Source organism: Bradyrhizobium sp. SZCCHNS30572, assembly GCF_032484415.1.
In the GTDB taxonomy this organism is placed as follows: domain Bacteria; phylum Pseudomonadota; class Alphaproteobacteria; order Rhizobiales; family Xanthobacteraceae; genus Bradyrhizobium.
Map to the genome: position 1 here is coordinate 538,853 of NZ_JAUESY010000003.1, position 18,844 is coordinate 557,696.

21 protein-coding genes are annotated in these 18,844 nt (G+C 66.7%); 8 read left to right on the forward strand and 13 right to left on the reverse strand.

Annotation, left to right across the window (positions count from 1 at the left end; genetic code table 11):
* Positions 1-13 precede the first annotated feature (13 nt).
* Together QX048_RS10695 and QX048_RS10700 are read right to left on the reverse strand one after the other, a co-directional pair.
* On the reverse strand, positions 14-1,150 hold the full coding sequence (locus QX048_RS10695; protein ID WP_315827082.1) for an MFS transporter: 1,137 nt from the start codon (positions 1,148-1,150) through the stop codon (positions 14-16).
* Between the two features lie 32 nt (positions 1,151-1,182).
* Positions 1,183-1,956 carry a DeoR/GlpR family DNA-binding transcription regulator gene (locus QX048_RS10700; RefSeq protein WP_315827081.1) on the reverse strand — a complete coding sequence of 258 codons (774 nt, stop codon included), beginning with the start codon at positions 1,954-1,956 and terminating at the stop codon, positions 1,183-1,185.
* Positions 1,957-2,079: 123 nt separating this feature from the next.
* Here QX048_RS10700 and QX048_RS10705 point away from each other — a divergent pair, with 123 nt between their 5' ends.
* The 4 genes from QX048_RS10705 (at position 2,080) to QX048_RS10720 (ending at position 4,685) form a co-directional block, all read left to right on the forward strand.
* A complete protein-coding gene (locus tag QX048_RS10705) occupies positions 2,080-3,018 on the forward strand; it encodes a 2-dehydro-3-deoxygalactonokinase (protein ID WP_315827080.1) in 939 nt (312 codons plus the stop codon).
* Positions 3,015-3,656 (forward strand): 2-dehydro-3-deoxy-6-phosphogalactonate aldolase, encoded by a 642-nt coding sequence (locus QX048_RS10710; RefSeq protein WP_316167618.1) that lies wholly within the window; start codon positions 3,015-3,017, stop codon positions 3,654-3,656. Before QX048_RS10705 ends, QX048_RS10710 begins: the two co-directional genes overlap by 4 nt.
* A gap of 181 nt (positions 3,657-3,837) precedes the next feature.
* Positions 3,838-4,185 carry a DUF3147 family protein gene (locus QX048_RS10715; RefSeq protein WP_315717779.1) on the forward strand — a complete coding sequence of 116 codons (348 nt, stop codon included), beginning with the start codon at positions 3,838-3,840 and terminating at the stop codon, positions 4,183-4,185.
* Positions 4,185-4,685: a DUF3147 family protein gene (locus QX048_RS10720; RefSeq protein WP_316167619.1), complete on the forward strand. Its 501-nt coding sequence runs from the start codon at positions 4,185-4,187 to the stop codon at positions 4,683-4,685. The genes QX048_RS10715 and QX048_RS10720 overlap by 1 nt, the downstream gene beginning before the upstream one ends.
* On the opposite strand, the gene QX048_RS10725 is transcribed toward QX048_RS10720, so the two are convergent.
* Positions 4,666-7,320 carry a flavin-containing monooxygenase gene (locus QX048_RS10725; RefSeq protein WP_316191889.1) on the reverse strand — a complete coding sequence of 885 codons (2,655 nt, stop codon included), beginning with the start codon at positions 7,318-7,320 and terminating at the stop codon, positions 4,666-4,668. The two genes, QX048_RS10720 and QX048_RS10725, sit on opposite strands and share 20 nt — an antisense overlap.
* Before the next feature lie 289 nt (positions 7,321-7,609).
* On the opposite strand from QX048_RS10725, the gene serA reads away from it, so the two are divergent.
* Positions 7,610-8,857 (forward strand): phosphoglycerate dehydrogenase, encoded by a 1,248-nt coding sequence (gene serA / locus QX048_RS10730; protein WP_315750287.1) that lies wholly within the window; start codon positions 7,610-7,612, stop codon positions 8,855-8,857.
* A 21-nt stretch (positions 8,858-8,878) separates the two neighbouring features.
* Positions 8,879-9,358 (forward strand): TOBE domain-containing protein, encoded by a 480-nt coding sequence (locus QX048_RS10735; RefSeq protein WP_315750288.1) that lies wholly within the window; start codon positions 8,879-8,881, stop codon positions 9,356-9,358.
* Here the strand turns inward: QX048_RS10735 and QX048_RS10740 are convergent.
* The 8 genes from QX048_RS10740 to QX048_RS10775 form a co-directional block, all read right to left on the reverse strand.
* Positions 9,267-9,689: a LysR family transcriptional regulator gene (locus tag QX048_RS10740; protein WP_316171716.1), complete on the reverse strand. Its 423-nt coding sequence runs from the start codon at positions 9,687-9,689 to the stop codon at positions 9,267-9,269. The genes QX048_RS10735 and QX048_RS10740 overlap by 92 nt on opposite strands.
* On the reverse strand, positions 9,686-10,276 hold the full coding sequence (locus QX048_RS10745; RefSeq protein ID WP_315750289.1) for a DUF2478 domain-containing protein: 591 nt from the start codon (positions 10,274-10,276) through the stop codon (positions 9,686-9,688). Before QX048_RS10745 ends, QX048_RS10740 begins: the two co-directional genes overlap by 4 nt.
* Before the next feature lie 11 nt (positions 10,277-10,287).
* Entirely contained in the window at positions 10,288-11,151 is an 864-nt protein-coding gene (locus QX048_RS10750; RefSeq protein ID WP_316191888.1) for a xanthine dehydrogenase, read from the reverse strand.
* Between the two features lie 205 nt (positions 11,152-11,356).
* Complete coding sequence (gene modC, locus QX048_RS10755) at positions 11,357-12,451, reverse strand: molybdenum ABC transporter ATP-binding protein (protein ID WP_315827075.1); 1,095 nt, start codon at positions 12,449-12,451, stop codon at positions 11,357-11,359.
* Positions 12,448-13,137 (reverse strand): molybdate ABC transporter permease subunit, encoded by a 690-nt coding sequence (gene modB, locus QX048_RS10760; RefSeq protein WP_315827074.1) that lies wholly within the window; start codon positions 13,135-13,137, stop codon positions 12,448-12,450. Before modB ends, modC begins: the two co-directional genes overlap by 4 nt.
* Positions 13,138-13,163: 26 nt before the next feature.
* Complete coding sequence (gene modA / locus QX048_RS10765; RefSeq protein ID WP_315827073.1) at positions 13,164-13,931, reverse strand: molybdate ABC transporter substrate-binding protein; 768 nt, start codon at positions 13,929-13,931, stop codon at positions 13,164-13,166.
* A gap of 259 nt (positions 13,932-14,190) precedes the next feature.
* Entirely contained in the window at positions 14,191-15,756 is a 1,566-nt protein-coding gene (locus tag QX048_RS10770) for an amidase family protein (protein ID WP_315827072.1), read from the reverse strand.
* Between the two features lie 23 nt (positions 15,757-15,779).
* Positions 15,780-17,198 (reverse strand): M20 family metallopeptidase, encoded by a 1,419-nt coding sequence (locus tag QX048_RS10775; RefSeq protein WP_315827071.1) that lies wholly within the window; start codon positions 17,196-17,198, stop codon positions 15,780-15,782.
* A 298-nt stretch (positions 17,199-17,496) separates the two neighbouring features.
* Between QX048_RS10775 and QX048_RS10780 the strand changes: the two genes are divergently transcribed.
* On the forward strand, positions 17,497-17,742 hold the full coding sequence (locus QX048_RS10780; protein ID WP_315717765.1) for a hypothetical protein: 246 nt from the start codon (positions 17,497-17,499) through the stop codon (positions 17,740-17,742).
* A gap of 6 nt (positions 17,743-17,748) precedes the next feature.
* Here the strand turns inward: QX048_RS10780 and QX048_RS10785 are convergent, their stop codons facing one another.
* Positions 17,749-17,937: a hypothetical protein gene (locus QX048_RS10785; RefSeq protein ID WP_172112235.1), complete on the reverse strand. Its 189-nt coding sequence runs from the start codon at positions 17,935-17,937 to the stop codon at positions 17,749-17,751.
* Positions 17,938-17,990: 53 nt separating this feature from the next.
* A complete protein-coding gene (locus QX048_RS10790; RefSeq protein WP_315717764.1) occupies positions 17,991-18,146 on the reverse strand; it encodes a hypothetical protein in 156 nt (51 codons plus the stop codon).
* Between the two features lie 116 nt (positions 18,147-18,262).
* Here QX048_RS10790 and QX048_RS10795 point away from each other — a divergent pair, with 116 nt between their 5' ends.
* Complete coding sequence (locus QX048_RS10795) at positions 18,263-18,841, forward strand: cytochrome c oxidase subunit 3 family protein (RefSeq protein WP_315750296.1); 579 nt, start codon at positions 18,263-18,265, stop codon at positions 18,839-18,841.
* Positions 18,842-18,844: the final 3 nt, after the last annotated feature.

Genomic DNA, 18,844 nt, shown 5'->3' on the forward strand with positions numbered 1-18,844 from the left:
GCGCACGGCGTTCCTAGCGCGGCGTCCGCGCGGCCAACGGCGCGCTTAGCAGCACGATCACCAGCAGCGCAGCCAACATCCAGAATGCGGCCGGCAGGCTGGTGGCTGCGGCGATGAAGCCGATGCCTGCGGGGCCCAGCAGCACGCCTGAGTAGCCTGCGGTGGTGACGGCCGCGACGGCCAGCCCGACCGGCATGGCGGTCTGCGCCCCGGCTCGGCGGAACAGCACCGGGACCAGGTTCGACGCGCCGAGGCCGATCAGCGCAAAGCCCGCCATGGCAGCAGCAACCCACGGAGCCGTGAGCAGCAGGACGAAGCCCGCGATGGCGATGGCGCTGCCCCCGAGCAACGTTGCGCGATCACCGATCCGTGCAACCACGGCGTCACCGACGAGGCGCCCTGCGGTCATTGCGATCGAGAACATGATGTAGCCCAATCCGGCCTGCGCGGCCGGCAGGCGGCCGGAACCGGCGAGCAGCAGCGCGCTCCAGTCGAGCATCGCGCCCTCGACCAGGAACATGATTGCGGCGAGTGCCGCCAGCAGCAGCACCGCGCCGTGCGGAAGCACGAGCAGAGGCCCCGATTGCGCGGGTTTGCTCGCCATCAGTCGCGGGGCAGCCACGATCATCGCGGCCAGGGCGAGGGCACAGCAGGCGAGCGTGCCGAGCAGCGGCGCGACGTCGAACGCGAGCAGCGCGGTCATGACGCCGGAGCCCGCGAAGCCGCCGATGCTGAACTGGGCATGGAAACCTGACATCAGCGGACGTTCGCTCAGCCGCTCGACGTCGATCGCCTGGATGTTCACCGCGACGTCGAGCGAGCCCAGCGCCGCACCGAAGGCGAACAATGCGAGTGCGAGAGTCGCTGGCGTTGCTGCGATCGCCAGCAGCGGCAGGAACAGCGCGAGAGCGATACCGCTGACGATGACGACCGGCTTGCTGCCATAATGGGCGCTCAGCAGTCCGGCGGCCAGCATCGATGCGACCGAGCCCACGCCGAGCGAGAGCAGTAGCAGCCCGAGCGTCGCATCATCGACGCCGAGCCGCTGTTTGGCAAACGGCACCAGCGGTGCCCAGCAGGCGATGCCGAAGCCGGCGACGAAGAAGGCCAGGCGGGTCGCGAGCCGCGCCGCGCTGTGATCAGAACTCATTTGGAAGATTCCTGACTTTCTGAAGGGCGCTGTCAGACCGGCGGGGCGGCCGTCATGATGGTGGCTCCCGCCCGTTTGAGCAGGGCGAGCCGGGCCGCCGGCGCATCATGCTCGACGGTGAGCTGGCTGATGGTCTTGGCGCCGGCGATACGGTGGGGGGCTCGGGTCTCGAGCTTCTCGTTGGTGACCATTGCGACGCTTACGCGGCTCAGCGACAGCAGCGTCCGCTTGAATGCTGCGTCAGTCGGATCAACCGCGCTGATGCCGCCTTGCGCCGATACAGCGCAGGCGCCGATGAAGCAGCGGTCGATGTTCAAGCGCTGCACCTGCATGAGCGCATCGGCGTCGACACAGCCGCCGACTGCGGGATGAACGGAGCCGCCGATCATGATCAACTGCAGGTCCTGCCGGTGCAGCACGGTTGCGGCAATGTCGATGGCGTTGGTTGCGACGGTGAGATCGAAATCATCGGGCAGGACTTCAGCGAGGGCGAGATTGGTGCTGCCACTATCGAGGAAGAGAAATTCGCCACGCGCGATGCCGCGGGCGGCCGTCCGGGCGAGCGCCAGCTTGCGTTCGCGATCTTGCCCGATCCGCGCCGCCATCGGTGTCATGCCGCCGGCGATCGGCAATGCGCCGCCATACACCCGGCGGCAGCGTCCTTCGGCGGCAAGCGCACGAAGATCGCGCCGGATGGCATCCTCGGAGACGCCGAATTCGTGGGCCAGGGCGGCCGCGACGACCGCGTGCCCCGCCGAGAGGCGGCCGGCGATCTGGTCGCGGCGCGCCAGTGGAGGGTCTGACATGCCGTCCTCATATCAGGCATAAACAAGAATAACAACGTGCATAATCGTGCATTGCGCAATTTGTTGTTTGCGCGGCCCGCGCGGCATGGCATTGCCAGAGGTCGAAGTGATCGGGAGCAAGGTGTGACCGCCGTCTATTCGTCAGCAACGCCGGCCCTTGTCGCCGTCGACTGGGGGACATCCAGCTTCCGCGCCTGGCTGATGGCCGGAGACGGGACGGAGCTGGCCGGGAGCCGCGGTAGCGAGGGCATGCTGCATTGCGCGACATCTGGCTTCGCGCCGGTGCTGCGCGACCATCTGGCGAAGCTCGGCGCGCCGGCCGATGTTCCGGTGCTGATCTGCGGCATGGCCGGCGCGCGGCAAGGCTGGGTCGAGGCGCCTTATCTGCACACGCCCACCCGGCTGGAGGCGCTGCATGCCGGCGCGATTGGCGTCGACACGGATGGCGACGTCAGGATTCTGCCGGGACTGGCGCAGGCGCGGGCGGATCAGCCGGACGTGATGCGCGGCGAGGAAACCCAGCTGCTCGGCGTCACCGAGCCGGACTTCACCGGGATCGTCTGCATTCCGGGCACCCACAGCAAATGGATCCGGATCGATGCCGGCGCTGTGATCGACTTTGCCACCTACATGACCGGCGAGCTGTTCGCGGTCGTCTCTCAACATAGCATTTTGATGCACGCCGTCGAACCGGAGGCCTCGGCCGTCGAGCACGACGCGGCGTTCCGCGAGAGCTTCGCAGCGTCGCTTGCCGCGCCGACGGCACTGACCAATGCGCTGTTCCGGCTGCGCGCAGCCCAGCTCCTCGGTTTTGAGCAGCGGTCCGATGGGGCTGCGAGGCTCTCCGGGCTTCTGATCGGCAGTGAGATCGCCGACGCTCGGGCGCGGTTTGGCGCCGAGCTTCCACTCCGGTTGATCGGAGCGGGCCGGCTCGGCCGGCTCTATCGCGCGGCGCTGGCCGCTGCTGGTTTCGACGTGAACGAATGTGATGCCGAGCAGGCGTCCCGGCGCGGCCTGGTCAAGGCCGCGCGGCAGATCTGGGGAGCGCGTTTCCGACCATGACAAAGTCCGTTGCCTGGCCGCATGTCAAGCGGTCGCTGGTTGCGATCCTGCGCGGTATCAAACCCGACGAGTCCGAGGCCATCGTCGATGTCCTGATCGAAGCCGGTTTCGAGCTGATCGAGGTTCCTCTCAACTCGCCGGAACCGTTCGTCTCGATCGAGCGTCTCGCCGCCCGGTTCGGCAAGGACTGCCTGATCGGTGCAGGGACGGTCGTCAATGCCGCAGATTGCGTGCGTGTCGCGGAGGCCGGCGGGCGTCTGATGGTCAGCCCCAACGTCGATGTCGAAGTGCTGGCGACGGCGCAGGCCTACGACATGGTCACCATGCCCGGGGTCTTCACGCCGACGGAGGCCTTTCTTGCTTTGCGTTGCGGCGCCTCGGCCCTGAAATACTTTCCGGCGTCGGTGCTCGGTCCGTCGGGGATTGCAGCGCAACTTGCCGTCCTGCCGAAAGGCGTCGTGGTCGGTGCCGTCGGCGGTGTGTCGGACAAGAATCTCGCCTCCTATGCCGTAGCCGGTGTGCGAGCCTTCGGACTCGGCTCCAGCCTGTACAAGCCGGGGATGAGCGCGAGCGATGTGCGAGACACCGCGGTCGCTTCCGTGCGTGCCTATGACGATGCCATCGCAGCCACGGGCTGAGCAGATCACGCTCCATGACGGCTTCGTGACGCTGTCTTGAAACTGTCGTCAGAGCTCGGCGTTGGAAGGGAACCAATTGTTCGTGCTCGCAAGAGTCTTGGTCCGCGCCTCCGGAACGGGCGGCCCTTGAACGCAGCTTGCGCGCATGGACCGGCTACGAACAACCGGGAGCAAGCCGGACATGACCGAATCCGTCATCCGCTTCCTGATCGGCGGCGTCATCGTTTCGACATTCGCGATCATTGGCGATGTGTTGCGTCCGAAGAGCTTTGCCGGCCTGTTCGGAGCCGCGCCCTCGGTCGCGCTGGCGACGTTGGGCGTTGCGGTTGTCACGCATGATGCCGCTTATGCGGCGGTCCAGAGCCATTCGATGATGTTCGGCGCAGCCGCGCTCTGTCTCTATAGCATGACCGTGTGCCGGCTGCTGATGCGGCAGCATATGCGCGCATTGAGCGCGAGCCTGCTCGCAACGGCCGTGTGGCTGGTCGCAGCGCTGGGACTGCAGGCGGTCTTCTCCGGAGGGGCGTGATGCTGATCTGCATCTCGCCCTCGGCGCTGAAGGACGGCAAGTGGCACGAATACGTCATCCGCTTTGCGCTGGGCGGCGCCGCCACAGTCGCGACCGGGCTCATTGCCAAAGCCTTCGGTCCTGCGATCGGCGGCCTCTTCCTGGCATTGCCGGCGATCTTCTGTGCCAGCGTCACCCTGATCGAGGCGCACGAGATCAGGCGCAAGCGCCGTCAGGGACTCTCCGGCGAGCGGCGCGGACGCGAAGCGGCTGCACTCGACACCGCAGGTGCAGTGCTCGGCAGTCTCGGCATGCTGGCGTTCGCGGCCGTATTCTCCACGCTGGTTCAGTCAAGCGTCGCGGCCGCCTTCGTCGCCGCAACGACGGCGTGGCTCGTCGTCTCGGTGACAGCGTGGGCGATCCGGCGCAAGCTGCGTGTTGCGGCAACGACCCGCAAAGTTGCGGGCCGTCGCGATACGTCTCGGCCGCAGCCTCCGCTGGTCAGCTGGCGGCGGCGTTGATCTCCGGCGATTCGCCTTCTTCCGCAGACTGCGTGAATGCCTGCAGCGCCTCCGCCATCTGCATGCGGCCGCCGACGCCGGTGATGACGACGTCGACCATCGTGAACGACGAGTGGAAGTGGCCGTGGGCCTTGAGCTGCCCGACCGGCACGCCGTTGGCGGCGAGCGCCTCCGCATAGGCGACGCCCTCGTCGCGCAGCGGATCGAACTCGCAGGTGACGATGTAGGCCGGCGGCAGGCCCTGCAGCTTGCCCCGCAACGGCGACGCGCGCGGATCGGTGCGATCCGCCGGCGAGCAGTAGATGTCCCAGAACCAGTACATCAGGCCGCGCGTCAGGAAGTAGCCGGCCGCGTTGTCGGTGTAGGACGGCCGATCGAAGCTGCAATCGGTCACCGGGCAGACCAGCAACTGTCCGCCGACGAGAGGCCCGCCGCGATCCCGCGCGAGCTGGCAAGTGACCGCAGCGATGTTTCCGCCGGCGCTCCAGCCGGCCACCAGCACCGGTCCGTCGCGTCCGCCGAGCTCGGCGGCGTGCTCGGCCACCCAGCGCGTCGCCGCATAGCCGTCCTCGGCCGCCGCCGGGAAGCGGTGCTCGGGCGCATGGCGATAGCCGACGCTGACGAAGATCATGTTGGAGCGGCGGCACATGTCGCGGCAGAATGGATCGTCCGATTGCTCGTCGCCGAGCACCCAGCCGCCGCCATGGAAGTAGACGACGATCGGATGCGGCCCGGGCGTCGCCGGCCGATAAAGCCGATAGGGCAGGGGACCGTCGGCGCCCTGCAATGTGCCACCCTTGACTTCGCCAACGGGACGTCCAGGCGGCCTCGTCGCGTTGAACTGCGCAACGAATTCGCGGGCGCCAGCGGCGCCCATCGATTCGATCGGCGGCAAGTTCATCTCGGCCAGCATGTTCAGCACCAGCCTGACATCCGGCTGCAGCCGCACGATCTCGCCGTCATTGCATTGGGACGCGCCGTTCGGACCTGACAGCTTGAAGCCGAGCATGCCGCGGCTGACGATTTCGTTGCAGATGCCGCGATAGGGGCCGACGCCGCCAGTATAGGGCATCAGGGTCTGCGGCTTGCCCGGCACGTTGGCACCAGTGTACCAGGTGTTGGCGAGCCGATGCAGCGTCACGGTCGCGCAGTCCGCCATGTGGCGTGCCCAGCCGGCCTGCGCAGTCTCCGTGGCCTCGATGGTCGTGAACCCGGCTTCGCGCAGGGCGACGAGACGATCGACGACCCAGTCGACATGCTGCTCGATCGAGACCGCCATGTTCGACAGCACCGATGGGCTGCCGGGACCCGTGATCAGGAACAGATTGGGAAAGTCTGCGACCGTGAGCCCGAGATAGGTTTGCGGTCCGTTGGCCCAGACATCCTCCAGCGATTTGCCGCCGCGCCCGGTGATCGGATGCACGGCGCGGATCGCACCGGTCATGGCATCGAAGCCGGTCGCGAACACGATGACGTCGATGTCGAAGCTGCGCCTGTCGGTCTTGATGCCATCAGCGGTGATGGATGTGATCGGCTCCTGGCGCAGATTGATCAGCGTGACATTGGGGCGGTTGAACGTCTGATAGTAGTTGGTGTCCAAGCACGGGCGCTTGGCGCCGAACGGATGGTCGTGAGGCGTGAGCGCGGCGGCGGTCTCGGGATCCTTGACGATCTCGTGGATCTTCTCGCGGATGAGGTCGGCGAGCAGCGCATTGCCGTCGGGGTCGACACCCTGGTCGGCCCAGAGCTGCGTCAGCATGCCGACGAGGTCGCCCGACGCCCACAGCTTCTCGAAGCGTTCGCGGCGCTCGGCCTCGCTCAACGCCCAGCTGAAGTCGGTGGCCGGCGGGATCGGCACGCCAGCCATCGACCAGCGCGCCTGCTCGCGCAGCCCGTTGCGATCTTCTGCGAGCTGCGCGGCGCGATCGGCCGGGAGCGGGCCGTTATGCGCCGGCAGTGCGAAGTTCGGCGTGCGCTGGAAAACCGTGAGCTGTGCTGCCTGCTCGGCGATGATCGGGATCGACTGGATGCCGGACGAGCCGGTGCCGATCACCGCGACGCGCTTGCCGCGGAGGTCGACACCGTCATGCGGCCAGCGGCTGGTGAAGTAGATCTCGCCCTTGAAGTCGTGCACGCCGTCGATCTCCGGCGGCTTCGGCTGCGACAGGCAGCCGGTCGCCATGATGTAGTGGCGGCAGGAGACGGCGGGGCCCTTGTCGGTCGTCAGCAGCCAGCGCTCCTTGGCGTCATCCCAGGAGGCGCCGAGGACGCGGGTGCCGAAGCGGATGTCGCGGCGCAGATCGTAGCGGTCGGCGACGAAGCCGAGATAGCGCAGGATCTCCGGCTGGGTGGCGTATTTCTCCGACCATTGCCACGCCTTCTCGAGCTCGGGATCGAACGTGTAGCTGTAGTCGACGGTCTGGATGTCGCAGCGCGCGCCGGGATAGCGGTTCCAGTACCAGGTGCCGCCGACATCGTTGGCCGTATCCAGAGCCACGGTCGAGAAGCCCGCCTTGCGCAGGCGGTGCAGCAGGTAAAGTCCCGCAAATCCGGCACCCACGACGGCGACATCGACCGTCTGCGTTTCACCGCCCGACACCTCCGACGCGCGTGTCTCGACAACCCCGTCTGACATGCTGACCTCCCGATGATTTTGTGATTGGAAGAAAGGCTAGCTCTGCTCGCATGGTTTGTCAGCAGCCAAAACAGCGATCTGCGGTTGTTGCAGTGCGGGCCGTGCGGTGCGGCCGGTATGCCAGGCGCTGATTTTGCATCGCCGGTCAAAAGGCCGCGACGGAGTGGACAAGACCCTGAGAAAGCGACAGAAAGCGACCCTGCCGCGTCGCATTCACCAAGTTTCAACGCATCGCGACTGTAACAACCGCTACACTACGCCACATCCACGACTGAACCAGGCCAGGCCCATGCCGTTATCGCTTCCCAAGCAAAAGATCCGCGTTCTGCTCCTCGAGGGCGTGAACGACTCGGCCGTCCGCATGTTCGAGGCCAACGGCTATACGGAAATCGAGCGGTTGCCGAAGGCGCTCGGTTCGGCGGAGTTGAAGCGTATGCTGTCGGGCGTGCACATGCTTGGCATTCGCTCGCGGACGCATCTCACCGCCGATGTGCTGCAGGCCGCCGACCGGCTGATGGTGGTCGGCTGCTTCTCCGTCGGCACCAACCAGGTCGATCTCGATGCCGCGAAGCGGCTCGGCATCCCCGTGTTCAATGCGCCCTATTCGAACACCCGCAGTGTCGCCGAGCTGACGATCGCCGAGGTCGTGATGCTGATGCGCCGCATCTTCCCGCGCTCGGTGTCGGCGCATGCCGGCGGCTGGGACAAGTCGGCCAATGGCAGCCGAGAGGTGCGCGGCAAGACGCTCGGCATCATCGGCTATGGCAACATCGGCTCGCAGCTGTCGAACCTCGCCGAGGCCATGGGCATGCGGGTGATCTTCTTCGATCTCACCGACAAGCTCCGTCACGGCAACACCGAGCCGGTCGAGAGCCTCGACGAGCTCCTGGCGATGAGCGACGTCGTGTCGCTGCACGTGCCGGAGACGCCGGCGACCGCCAACATGATCGGCGAGCGCCAGATCCGTCACATGAAGGACGGGGCCTATCTGATCAACAATTCGCGCGGCACGGTGGTCGACATCGAGGCGCTGGCCAGCGCATTGCGCGAGGGCAAGCTCTCAGGTGCTGCCGTCGACGTGTTTCCGGTCGAACCGGCATCGAACGCCGATCCGTTCGTCTCGCCGCTGCAGGGCCTGCCCAACGTGATCCTGACCCCGCATGTCGGCGGCTCCACCGAGGAGGCGCAGGATCGCATCGGTGGCGAGGTTGCGCGCAAGCTGATCGACTATTCCGATGTCGGCTCGACCTTCGGCGCCGTGAACTTCCCGCAGGTGCAACTGCCGGCGCGCCCGACGGGCACGCGCTTCATCCACGTTCATCGCAACGTGCCCGGCGTGCTGCGCCAGGTCAACGAGGCGGTCTCGCGGCACAACATCAACATCCTCGCGCAATATCTGCAGACCGATCCCGAGGTCGGCTATGTCGTGCTCGAGACCGACGTGGTCGGCGGTGAGGGCGAGGCGCTGCTGTCGGAGCTGCGCGCGGTGGAGGGCACGATCCGCGTTCGCGTCCTGTACGATCACGACCGGCCCTGAGGCTGTGGAGGCTGCCGCGCGATGACCGGCTCGTCTGCATCGTCCTCAGCCTCGACCGTCGTTCTCAGCACGACGGTGCCGGCGCGCGTGCTGCGCCATGATCCGCAATATGGCATGTCGACGTTGTTCTTCGCCGACGGCGAGTTGCGCGTGCCGATGGTCGACGCCGCGATCGACGCCGGCGTCTCCGTGACCATCGAGGCCCGCGACGTGTCGATCGCGCTGTCGCGGCCGATGGATGTTTCGATCACCAACCGGCTACCCGGCCGGATCGAGGAGATCCTGCCGCTCGATCCGCCCTATGTGCGCGTGACGTTCGATCTCGGTGCGACGAAGCTGCACGCCTTGGTCACGCTGGAGTCCGTCGAGCGGCTGGCGTTGGAGCCGGATCTGTCGGCCTGGGCGATGATCAAGAGCGTCGCGATCGGACCCGGCGCGGTTCGGCCTTCGGAGCTGCCTCGGCCGCGCCGCTGGCCCGCTTCTGATAGCGGGGATCGGTAGCCTTCTGCAGCTCAGCGAGCGCCGCGGCGGTGGCCGTGCGGGTGCGCCGCTCCATCGAGCGATACAGCGCGATCAGCCGCTCGCCGAACGGCGTGATCTCGGCGCCGCCGCCCCGTCGCCCCGGATGAGTCTCGAACACCGGCGTCTCGAAGGTGCGGTTGAGCGCATCGACCATCAGCCAGCATTTGCGGTAGGAGATGCCGCTCGCGCGCGCGGCGCCGAGGATCGAGCGCTCCCGGCGGATGAAGTCGATCAGCAGCAGATCTTCGGGCGACAGACTTCCGCCGTTGCCGAAAGTGATGGTCAATGCGATCTGAGCTTCGCGCTTCATCCTATTCCGATCCGCTCGCGTTGTGAGCCGATCATGTCACGCGGGCTTCGCGCTGTCACCATGCGGCCGGACCACGCCTCGATCCAGCCGGGACGGCGCGCGACATCGACCGGGACGCATTCGGCGAACACGCCGGCGAAGCGCGTCCACGCCTCCATCATCGCGGGCGATACCGCCGTGATGATCGGAAGCCCGGCTGACATCGCCGAGCCGAAGGCGTCGGCGAGGCCTCCTCCCGCCGCCTCCTGCTTGCCGAACTTGCTGAGGATCACGACATCCGTGCCGCGCGCGATCGACTGCTGCACGGCGGCGCAGGCCAGCACCAATCCTTCGGGATCGAGATTGCAGGCCTGCGATCCCGGGCCGAGATCCTGCGAGATCGAGAACACGCGGTCGTCGTCGAGGCTGCGCAGCATCATGGCCTTGCACGGCCTGGTCTTGTCGGCGCTGCTCTCGATCACGCCGGAGACGCGCAGCCCGATGCCTGCGAGCCGCGTGGCGAGCTCATCGAGCAGCTCCTGGATGACGGTGGACGCAGCGCCCTGCAGCGCCACGATCTGACACGTCCCGACCTCCGCGACACCCATGGCAGTCCTCCTCACACGTTGGCGGAGACGCGGCCCGCCTTCCGACCGGTTTGCATGATCTCGTGGACAGCCGAGACGACGCTCGCGGCGATCGATCGCCCGCGGCCGTCCATGCCGGTCCATGCGGCGTGGCGGCCGCGCGGATCGATCTCCAGCAGCTTGACGTTGGCCGGCACGCGCAAACCGTCGCGCGCGATGCCGCGCAGTGCGCCATCGAGCGGGGCCAGCACCGGCGTGCCGCCGAGCGAGCCGAGCTGCAGTCCCTTGTAGACGCGGGTGCCGATGTCGAGCGGCGTATGCCAGACGGCGTCCTGATTGGAATAGACGAAGCGCTCGCGGCCGGCGCCGCCGAGCGCGCGCGCCTTGCTGTCAGCGTCGCGCGTGGTGCCGTGCGCCACGATCGCGCCGGTCTCGCAAGGATGCGTCTCGATCGCGATGTCGCAATTGTGCCCGACCGCAAAGCGCGGTCCGATGCCGAGGGCGATGCCGGCAACGCCGCGCAGATCCGGCGTGGCCAGATGCTTCTGCATCCGTGCGTCGACGATGACCGCGGGATAGCGGAACGCGATGATGTCGGTGAGATGCATCCCGGTGACGGCGACCTGGCTGGGCTCGCGATGAATGCGCACGACGTCCGCGATGCCCTCGGCCCGGCAGCCGACCACGCCGTCGATGTCGCAGGCCTCGCCATACAGGACGTCGTGGAAGGCCATGCCGCGTCGGATCACCGGCGGAAAGGCGTCGTGACAGAGGACGAGCGCGAAGCGCTCATGGTTGAGCTTGGCCGCGATCGCGGAGGCGATCTCGTTGGTGCCCAGCACCAGCGCGAGCGGCTTGGGCGCGTTCGGATGCCAAGTGACGGCGGCGGCTTTCATGCTGATGACCTCGTGTTGCGAGATCGAATGAGCAAGCCGCGGGCCAGATCGTTGCGCGCCGATCAACTTGTTCATTGTATTGAGGAAAAGCAGGCATGCCTCGGTTTGTCTGATCCAGAGCTGTATTGTCTAGGATATAACAGCGGATGCTATATTGTCGCTTATACAACATGTCGTGATGGTGGGGCAGGTCGGCGCGTGCCGATCAGGCGATGGGCTCTTCGCGGCGCACCAGCGCGACGCCCTTGACCTGGGCGTAGACGGCAAGCCCTGCCTGCAGGCCGAGCTCGTTCCACGAGCGTTGGGTGACCCGCGACAGCAATCGTGCACCCTGGCCGTCCTCGCCGAGGCCGAGCAGGGCGGTGACGCGGTGGTCCGATTGGCTGCGGATTTCCAGGATCTTCGCGCGTAGCACGTTGACGATGGTGCTGCGGCTCGGCGTTTCCAAGGCGAGGCTGACATCATCGGCCAGCACGCGCAGGCGGCGGCGTGTTCCCGGCGCAAGCGGCTCGGCCGGCAGCACGAAATGCCCGCCCGGCACCGCAAGCGTCACCATGCCGTCGATGGCGTCGTGCTTCAGAACGGTGGCGTCGAGACTGACCGCTGCATCGCGGGAGAGCGCGAGCGGCAGTGTCAGGTCGGCTTGGAGCACGGACAGCGGACCTGAAGCCAGGACGCTGCCATTGCGCATCAGCACCAGCTGATCGGCGAGCCGCTCGACCTCCGCGATATCGTGGCTGATGTAGAGGATCGGCAGGTCGAGCGCGGCATGCAGCCGCTCCAGATAGGGCAGGATCTCGTCCTTGGTGATCTGGTCGAGCGCCGACAGCGGCTCGTCCATCAGCAGCAGCTTCGGCTGGCTGAGCAGCGCGCGGCCGATCGCCACGCGCTGCCGCTCGCCGCCGGACAGATGGCGCGGCGAGCGCTCCAGCAGCTTGGCAATGCCGAGCAGCGACACGACCTCATCGAAGCCGATGGCGGTGGGGCCGGACGGGCCGGGATGCCCGTACATCAGGTTGCGGCGGACGGAGAGGTGCGGGAACAGATTGGCTTCCTGAAAGACGTAGCCGATCGGGCGCCGGTGCACCGGGCGGAAGGTCTTCTCGTCCTGCCAGACGTCGCCGGCGACGGAGCATCGTCCGTCCAGGCGGTTGAGGCCGGCGATGCTGCGCATGACGGCGGTCTTGCCGCAGCCGGACGGGCCGAAGATCGCGGTGACGCCGCGCGCTGGCACCTCGAACCGCGCGTTCAGCTCGAAGCGCCCGAGCGTACCGCGGAAATCGACCTTGACGGTGCTCATGACGCGCGTCGCGTCATCTTCTTCTCGATCAGCATCATCGTCAGAATGACGCCGAACGAGAACACGACCATGCCGAGCGCCAGCACCGAGGCTTCGGTCCATTGCGAGGTCTCGACGTAGTCGTAGATCGCGATCGACAGCACCTTTGTCCTGCCGGGAATGTTGCCGCCGATCATCAGCACGACGCCGAACTCGCCGACGGTGTGGGCAAAGCCGAGGATCGCGCCGGTGAGGAAGCCGGGGCTCGCCAGCGGCACGGCGATCGTCCAGAACGCGCGCCAGGGCGTGGCCCGCAGCGTGGCGGCTGCTTCCAGGGGCTTCTCGCCCATGGCCTCGAAGGCGTTGCGGATCGGCTGCACCACGAACGGCATCGAGAACAGCACCGAGCCGATCACGAGGCCTGGGAAAGTGAAGGCGAGGGTGCGTGCACCCCACAAGGACGCCAGCGCCCCGCCCGGACCGCTCGGGCCGAGCGCGACCAGCAGATAGAAGCCGAGCACGGTCGGCGGCAGCACGAGCGGAATCGCCACCAGGGCTGCGACCGCCTCCTTCCACCACGCCTGCGACCGCGCCAGCCACCATGCGATCGGTGTTCCCACGATCATCAGAATGACGGTCGTGATCGCTGCCAATTCGAGGGTCAGACTGACCGGTTGCCAGATATCGGCCGAGACGTGCAAGTTCATCCTTGGAAGTTCATCGACGTGAGCGCTCAGCTGCCGGACTTCGGGTCCAGAGCATAGCCGAACTTCTCGATGACCGCACGGGCTTCCGGAGTCTTGAGGAAGGTCAGGAACGCGGTCGCCGCCTCGTTGCCGGCGGATGCCTTCAGCAGCACGGCATCCTGACGGATCTCGCTGTAGAGGTTCTGCGGCACCAGCCAGCGCGAGCCGCCCGCATTCGGCATCAGCTGCGACAGTGCGACGAAGCCGACCTCGGCATTGCCGGTATCGACGAACTGGAACGCCTGCGAGATCGTGTTGCCCTGCACGATCTTGGGCTTGATCGTCTCATAGAGATTGAGCGCCTTCAGCGTCTCCACTGCAGCCGCGCCATAGGGCGCGGCGGCGGGATTGGCGATCGACAGCTTGTTGAACGCGTTCGCCTTCAGCGTTTCCTCGCCTCTCACCGCGTTCGGGTCCTTGCTCCACAGAACGAGCTTGCCGATCGCGTAGGTGAAACGGCTCCCGGCGACGCCGAGGCCCTCGTCGACCAGCTTCTTCGGCCGTTCGTCGTCGGCGGAGAGCAGGATCGCGAACGGCGCGTTCTCCTTGATCTGGGTGTAGAACTGTCCGGACGCGCCGAAGCTCAGCACCAATTCGTGTCCCGTCTTGGCCTTGAACAGACCGGCGATCTCCTTGGCCGGCTCGGTGAAGTTGGCGGCCACGGCGATGTTGGCGCTCCCGGCGAACGCATTTGCGCCAGTCAGGAGAGCGGCAGCCGCGCACAGGGCAGCGGCGACGAAGCGCATCGATCTCATCACAATTGTCCTCGTTCATATCGCAGAGACGGGTTCGCTTCGGTGAATTGCAAGTCCCGTTCCGGCGCAGCGCCCGTACCGATGCCGTGCTATATTCATTCGTATACATCAAAATAGACAGGTCGGCGACGTCCCGTCAACCCGAGGGGCCCCTCGGGCAAACGCGATGGGCGTCAGTGTACGACTTTCGACAATCGAGGCTGAAGCGATGTTGGAAACATGACGGCCCGAGAGCCGGGGTTCTCGGGCCGGCGCGAGACTAAGCCATCCGCTCCCAGAGCTGCCGCACCAGCATGCCCGCACGCTTCTCGATCGCCGCGGCGGCATCGAGCGCGAGATCCTCGCGATAGCGGCCGGCGATCAGCTGCACGCCGATCGGCTGGCCATTGTGAACCGCCACCGGCACCACCGCGCCGGGCAGCCCGAGCACGTTGATGGCCGAGATGAAGCGGATCTCGTTGAAGAAGATTTCGCGCACGCGCTCCGGGCTTACCGTGTCCTCGCGCGGGCCCGGCGTCGGCTTGACCGTCGTCGGCGCCAGCACCACCGGATAATCCTCGAAGAACAGCTGCCAGGCGCGGATATGGGTGGAGCGCTGCGCCGTCGCGTTCATCCAGCCCGCGAGGTCGAGGATCTCGGCCTTGGCCCGCATCCCGCCCCACGCCTTGTGGAAGTCTTCCGAGGTGACGGCCAGCATCTTGGCCTCCTGCATCACGACCACCTCGGTGGTGATGACGTCGCACCAGGTCTGCCAGACGCCGGAGATGTCGGGGACCTCGACCTCGCTGACCCGGTAGCCGGAGCGTTCCAGATGATCGGCGGCCTGCCGCAGCGCGGCCTGCACCGAAGGATCGACGTCCATGTCATCGGGGATCTTGGCGAGCGCGACCTTGATCGGCCGCTTGGGCTTCTCGCCCTCGAGCGGGGCCGGCACCCACCAGGGATCGCGCGGATCGCGCCGGCTCATCACCTCCAGCGCCAGCCTGACGTCGGCGACGCTACGCGCCAGCGGGCCCTGCGACGACATCAGATGCGCCAGCATCGGCCGCTCGGCCGCGGCGCTTTCGTTGTAGGCCGGGATGCGCCCCTGCGTCGGCTTGATCGTGACAACGCCGTTGCAATGCGCCGGCCAGCGCAGCGAGCCGCCGATGTCGTTGCCATGCGCGATGGTGCCGATACCGGCGGCGACCGCAGCTCCAGCGCCGCCCGACGAGCCGCCGCAGGTGATCTCGGGATCCCACGGGTTCAAGGTCAGTCCGTGCAGCGGGTTGTCGGTGAAGCCGCGGAATGAGAATTCCGGCGTGTTGGTGAGGCCGAGCACGATCGCGCCCGCGTTCTTGAGGTTGCGCACGACGGGCGCGTCCGACGGCGCGATGATTCCCATCTGCGCCTGAACGCCGTTGGGGTTTGGCCGTCCCTGGTAGTCGACGTTCTCCTTGATGGTGACGGGCACGCCATGCAGCAGGCCGTCCTTGTTGCGCGCCTTGTCCGCGGCGCGCGCAGCTTTCAATGCTTCTTCGGACAGATCGACGACGACCGCATTCAGCTTCGGATTGACCTCATGCATGCGCGCGATGTGCGCCTCGGTCACCTCGACCGAGGAGACCGCGCCCGAGCGGATCGCAGCGGCGGTGTCGAGCGCCGACCACTGCCAGACCGGTCCTCTCGGCAGCCGCGGCTTCGGCGCGGCGGCCCTCGCCTGTGGTCTGGCCTGCGGCTTCGCCTTTGCGGGCTTCCTGTTGGCCGTGGCGCGCGTGGCCACGCGCTTCGGAGCCGGCTTGGCGGTCTTTGCCTCCGGCTTCTTCCTTGTCGCTGTTTTCGCCATTGTGTTTCCCCCCAGTGTATCTCTCAAACGACCGACATGGTCAGCGGCGGCTCGACCTCGGCGGGCAGCGGGCTGACATAGGGCGTGCGCAGCGTCCGCTTCTTCAGGTCGGCCTTGGCGGCTGCGATCAGCGCCGGCTCATTGAGCGCCTTGATGCCGAGACCGGCCATCGCCTTGGCGGCCTGCACCATCGCCTTGTGCGCGGCCGGCGTCTTGCCTTGCGCAACGACCTGCCAGGTGTGGAACGGCGTGCCGATCGCCACCGTCGGCGCGTGCACCTGCACCGTTGGCACCACCCAGCTGACGTCGCCGACATCGGTCGAGCCGATCTGCGGATTGCGCTTGGCGTTCAGCGGCACCAGGAAGTCGGCCAGCGGCTTGTCGGTCGGATCCATGCCGATGCTGTAGTAGACGGATTCGATGTCCTTGTCGGTCAGGGTCGCCTGGATCTGACCGGCAAAATCCTTGTCGCTCGCGTCGAAATGCGGCGGCCCCAGCTCCTCCATGATCCCGTGCAGCGCCTCTTCGAGCGGCGTGTTGGGCAGGATGTTGGAGACCGCCGAGATGATCTTCATCTCGACCTTGGTCTCGGTCATCATCGCGGCACCTTGCGCGATCTTGTGTACGCGCCCGACCAGCTCGTTCATGCCGGGCAGGTCGCGCGCGCGGATCGAGTAGCGGACGCGCGCATGCGCCTGCACGACGTTGGGCGCAATGCCGCCGGTGTCGAGCAGCGCGTAATGCACGCGGGCGTCGCTCGGCATGTGCTCGCGCATGTAGTTGACGCCGACATTCATCAGCTCCACCGCGTCGAGCGCGCTGCGGCCGAGATGCGGCGAGGCGGCCGCATGCGAGGTGCGTCCGGTGAAGATGAAGTCGGCGCGCGTGTTGGCGAGAGAGGGCGTCATCACCACTTCCCAGAAGCTCGACGGATGCCAGGTGATTGCGATGTCGGCATCCTCGAACGCGCCTGAGCGCACCATGAAGGCCTTTGCGGCGCCGCCTTCCTCGGCAGGGCAGCCGTAGTAGCGCACGCGTCCCGGAACCTTGTTGGCGGCGAGCCAGTCCTTCACGGCGGTTGCCGCGAGCAGCGCCGCCGAGCCCAGGAGATTGTGGCCGCAGCCATGGCCATGGCCGCCGGTCTCGATCGGACGATGCTCGGCGACGCCGGCCTCCTGGCTGAGGCCGGGCAGGGCGTCGTATTCGCCCATGAACGCGATGACCGGACCGCCTTCGCCCCATTCGCCCATCAGCGCGGTCGGGATGCCCGCGACCTTTTCGATGATCCGAAAACCCTGGTGCTTCAACTCGGCGAGGTGTTCGGCGGACGAGCGGGCCTCGGTGTAGCAGACCTCGGGCATGCTCCACACCCGGTCGCTGAGCTCGATGAAACGGGTCTTGATCGCGTCGACGCCGCGCCAGATCTCGCTGCGGTTGTCCATCTCCGGTCCTTGTCCTCTGCTGCCGATAGGGGGCCGGTATGGTTATCAGCTAAGTTCCCCGACGCCTAGCGATCCGCCGCGAGAGCAGCCATGCGGCGCGCGGCAAGGCGCGGTGGAGCGCGCGTCATCCTTGAGCAGATGATGCCGCGATTGGATGCAGCGCGATGCTTTCGGCGGCGCAGCGAGAAGGATGGGGACGCCGTCCTCAAATTTCGGAACTGCCGCCGTGCGCCGTTACCGCACCCGTCCAGGAACGATCGTGGTCGCGTCCTGTTCTCGTGTCAGGAGTGCGACCGCCATGCGTGCAGGACCCATCACCATCATCGTCGCATTGCTGCTGATTCTCGCGGCCGCCGTCGTCTTCGCCTATCAGGGCATGACCTTGCCCGGCGATCCGATGCCGACCGAGGGCTGGATCGCGCTCACGCTCGGCGTGGTGTTTTCGCTCATCGTGGGGATCGGGCTGATGGTGCTGTTGTTCTACAGCAGCCGCAAGGGCTACGACGAGCCATCACAGTTCGGGGCTGATGATCATCGCGACTGAGACCGCTCAAGCCGGATGCGGCGGATGCTGTGTCCGCGGATGCCGGTCGTGAAGCAGCTTGGCGAGTTCGTGCCTCAGATCGTCGTGACCGCGCATCGCCGTCTCGAACAGCGCTTCCTGGATGTCGCGCGGCATGTCGCCCCAGACGCCGATGGCGGCGTTGCCGAGCAGCTCTGCGAACCGGTTGTCGTCCATGCGGCACCTCCGGACGATCTGACGCCCGAGGACGGCAAAGGTTCCAGGCCAGGTTATTGCGTGGTGAACAGGACAACCGCAATCGCAACGGAGAGCGCGATCGCGGACACGGTCCCCGTGGTCGACAGCACGCCCATGCGCCGCAGCGCCGCTGCAAACACGATGATGATCGGGGTAGCGGTGACGAGGCCGAGCTGCGCTTCGGTCATGGACATGCTCCTGATGTCGATCCCGTAGCGCATCCAGGCGCCGTGCTGTTTGTGCGCCGACAAAGAGCATGTCTGCCGCCCCGATTAGCTTTGCCGACATCTGATCGGAGGTGGCGGTGTCGGCACTCACATACGAACCGGAACCAACGGAGCGCTGGGGCGTGCTCGACGGGTTGCCGGGCGACCCCATGATGTGGGTCCTGATCCTCAGCGAGCTTGTCGCTTTCGGCCTGCTGCTCGGCGCCTTCGTCGTGGCGCGCGCAGTCAATCCAGTCGTGTTCGCAGCCGGGCAGGCCATGCTGGACGGACCTCTCGCCGCATTGAACACGATCGTGCTTGTGACGAGCGGGTGGGCTGCGGCGCGCGGGGCGGCGGCGGCGAGAGGCGGATCGCCGGCCACAGCACGGCGTTGGATCATGCTGGCGATCCTGCTCGGCACGGCCTTCATTGCCGTCAAGCTGACCGAGTATGGCAGGGAGATTGCCGCCGGCGCAGGCCTGGAGACGTCGCCGTTCTTCACGCTCTATTTTCTGCTCACGGGCTTCCATCTGCTTCACGTCGTACTCGGGATGGTCATCCTCGGAATCGTCGGTCGTCATGCCGCGCCCACCAGCGTCGAGACCGGGACGGCGTTCTGGCACATGGTCGATCTGGTCTGGATCGTGATGTTCCCGATCCTCTATCTGGTGGGATGAGTC

Bases quoted from the DNA above. Each gene is read 5' to 3' on its own strand.
- modA (WP_315827073.1), bottom strand. From the start codon at position 13,931: ATGAGATCGATGCGCTTCGTCGCCGCTGCCCTGTGCGCGGCTGCCGCT.
- QX048_RS10745 (WP_315750289.1), bottom strand. From the start codon at position 10,276: ATGGGTGTCGCGGAGGTCGGGACGTGTCAGATCGTGGCGCTGCAGGGC.
- QX048_RS10750 (WP_316191888.1), bottom strand. From the start codon at position 11,151: ATGAAAGCCGCCGCCGTCACTTGGCATCCGAACGCGCCCAAGCCGCTC.
- QX048_RS10780 (WP_315717765.1), top strand. From the start codon at position 17,497: ATGCGTGCAGGACCCATCACCATCATCGTCGCATTGCTGCTGATTCTC.
- QX048_RS10710 (WP_316167618.1), top strand. From the start codon at position 3,015: ATGACAAAGTCCGTTGCCTGGCCGCATGTCAAGCGGTCGCTGGTTGCG.
- QX048_RS10740 (WP_316171716.1), bottom strand. From the start codon at position 9,689: ATGAAGCGCGAAGCTCAGATCGCATTGACCATCACTTTCGGCAACGGC.
- QX048_RS10725 (WP_316191889.1), bottom strand. From the start codon at position 7,320: ATGTCAGACGGGGTTGTCGAGACACGCGCGTCGGAGGTGTCGGGCGGT.
- QX048_RS10770 (WP_315827072.1), bottom strand. From the start codon at position 15,756: ATGGCGAAAACAGCGACAAGGAAGAAGCCGGAGGCAAAGACCGCCAAG.
- modC (WP_315827075.1), bottom strand. From the start codon at position 12,451: ATGAGCACCGTCAAGGTCGATTTCCGCGGTACGCTCGGGCGCTTCGAG.
- QX048_RS10785 (WP_172112235.1), bottom strand. From the start codon at position 17,937: ATGGACGACAACCGGTTCGCAGAGCTGCTCGGCAACGCCGCCATCGGC.
- QX048_RS10790 (WP_315717764.1), bottom strand. From the start codon at position 18,146: ATGACCGAAGCGCAGCTCGGCCTCGTCACCGCTACCCCGATCATCATC.
- QX048_RS10775 (WP_315827071.1), bottom strand. From the start codon at position 17,198: ATGGACAACCGCAGCGAGATCTGGCGCGGCGTCGACGCGATCAAGACC.
- QX048_RS10720 (WP_316167619.1), top strand. From the start codon at position 4,185: ATGCTGATCTGCATCTCGCCCTCGGCGCTGAAGGACGGCAAGTGGCAC.
- QX048_RS10700 (WP_315827081.1), bottom strand. From the start codon at position 1,956: ATGTCAGACCCTCCACTGGCGCGCCGCGACCAGATCGCCGGCCGCCTC.
- QX048_RS10695 (WP_315827082.1), bottom strand. From the start codon at position 1,150: ATGAGTTCTGATCACAGCGCGGCGCGGCTCGCGACCCGCCTGGCCTTC.
- serA (WP_315750287.1), top strand. From the start codon at position 7,610: ATGCCGTTATCGCTTCCCAAGCAAAAGATCCGCGTTCTGCTCCTCGAG.
- QX048_RS10735 (WP_315750288.1), top strand. From the start codon at position 8,879: ATGACCGGCTCGTCTGCATCGTCCTCAGCCTCGACCGTCGTTCTCAGC.
- modB (WP_315827074.1), bottom strand. From the start codon at position 13,137: ATGAACTTGCACGTCTCGGCCGATATCTGGCAACCGGTCAGTCTGACC.
- QX048_RS10715 (WP_315717779.1), top strand. From the start codon at position 3,838: ATGACCGAATCCGTCATCCGCTTCCTGATCGGCGGCGTCATCGTTTCG.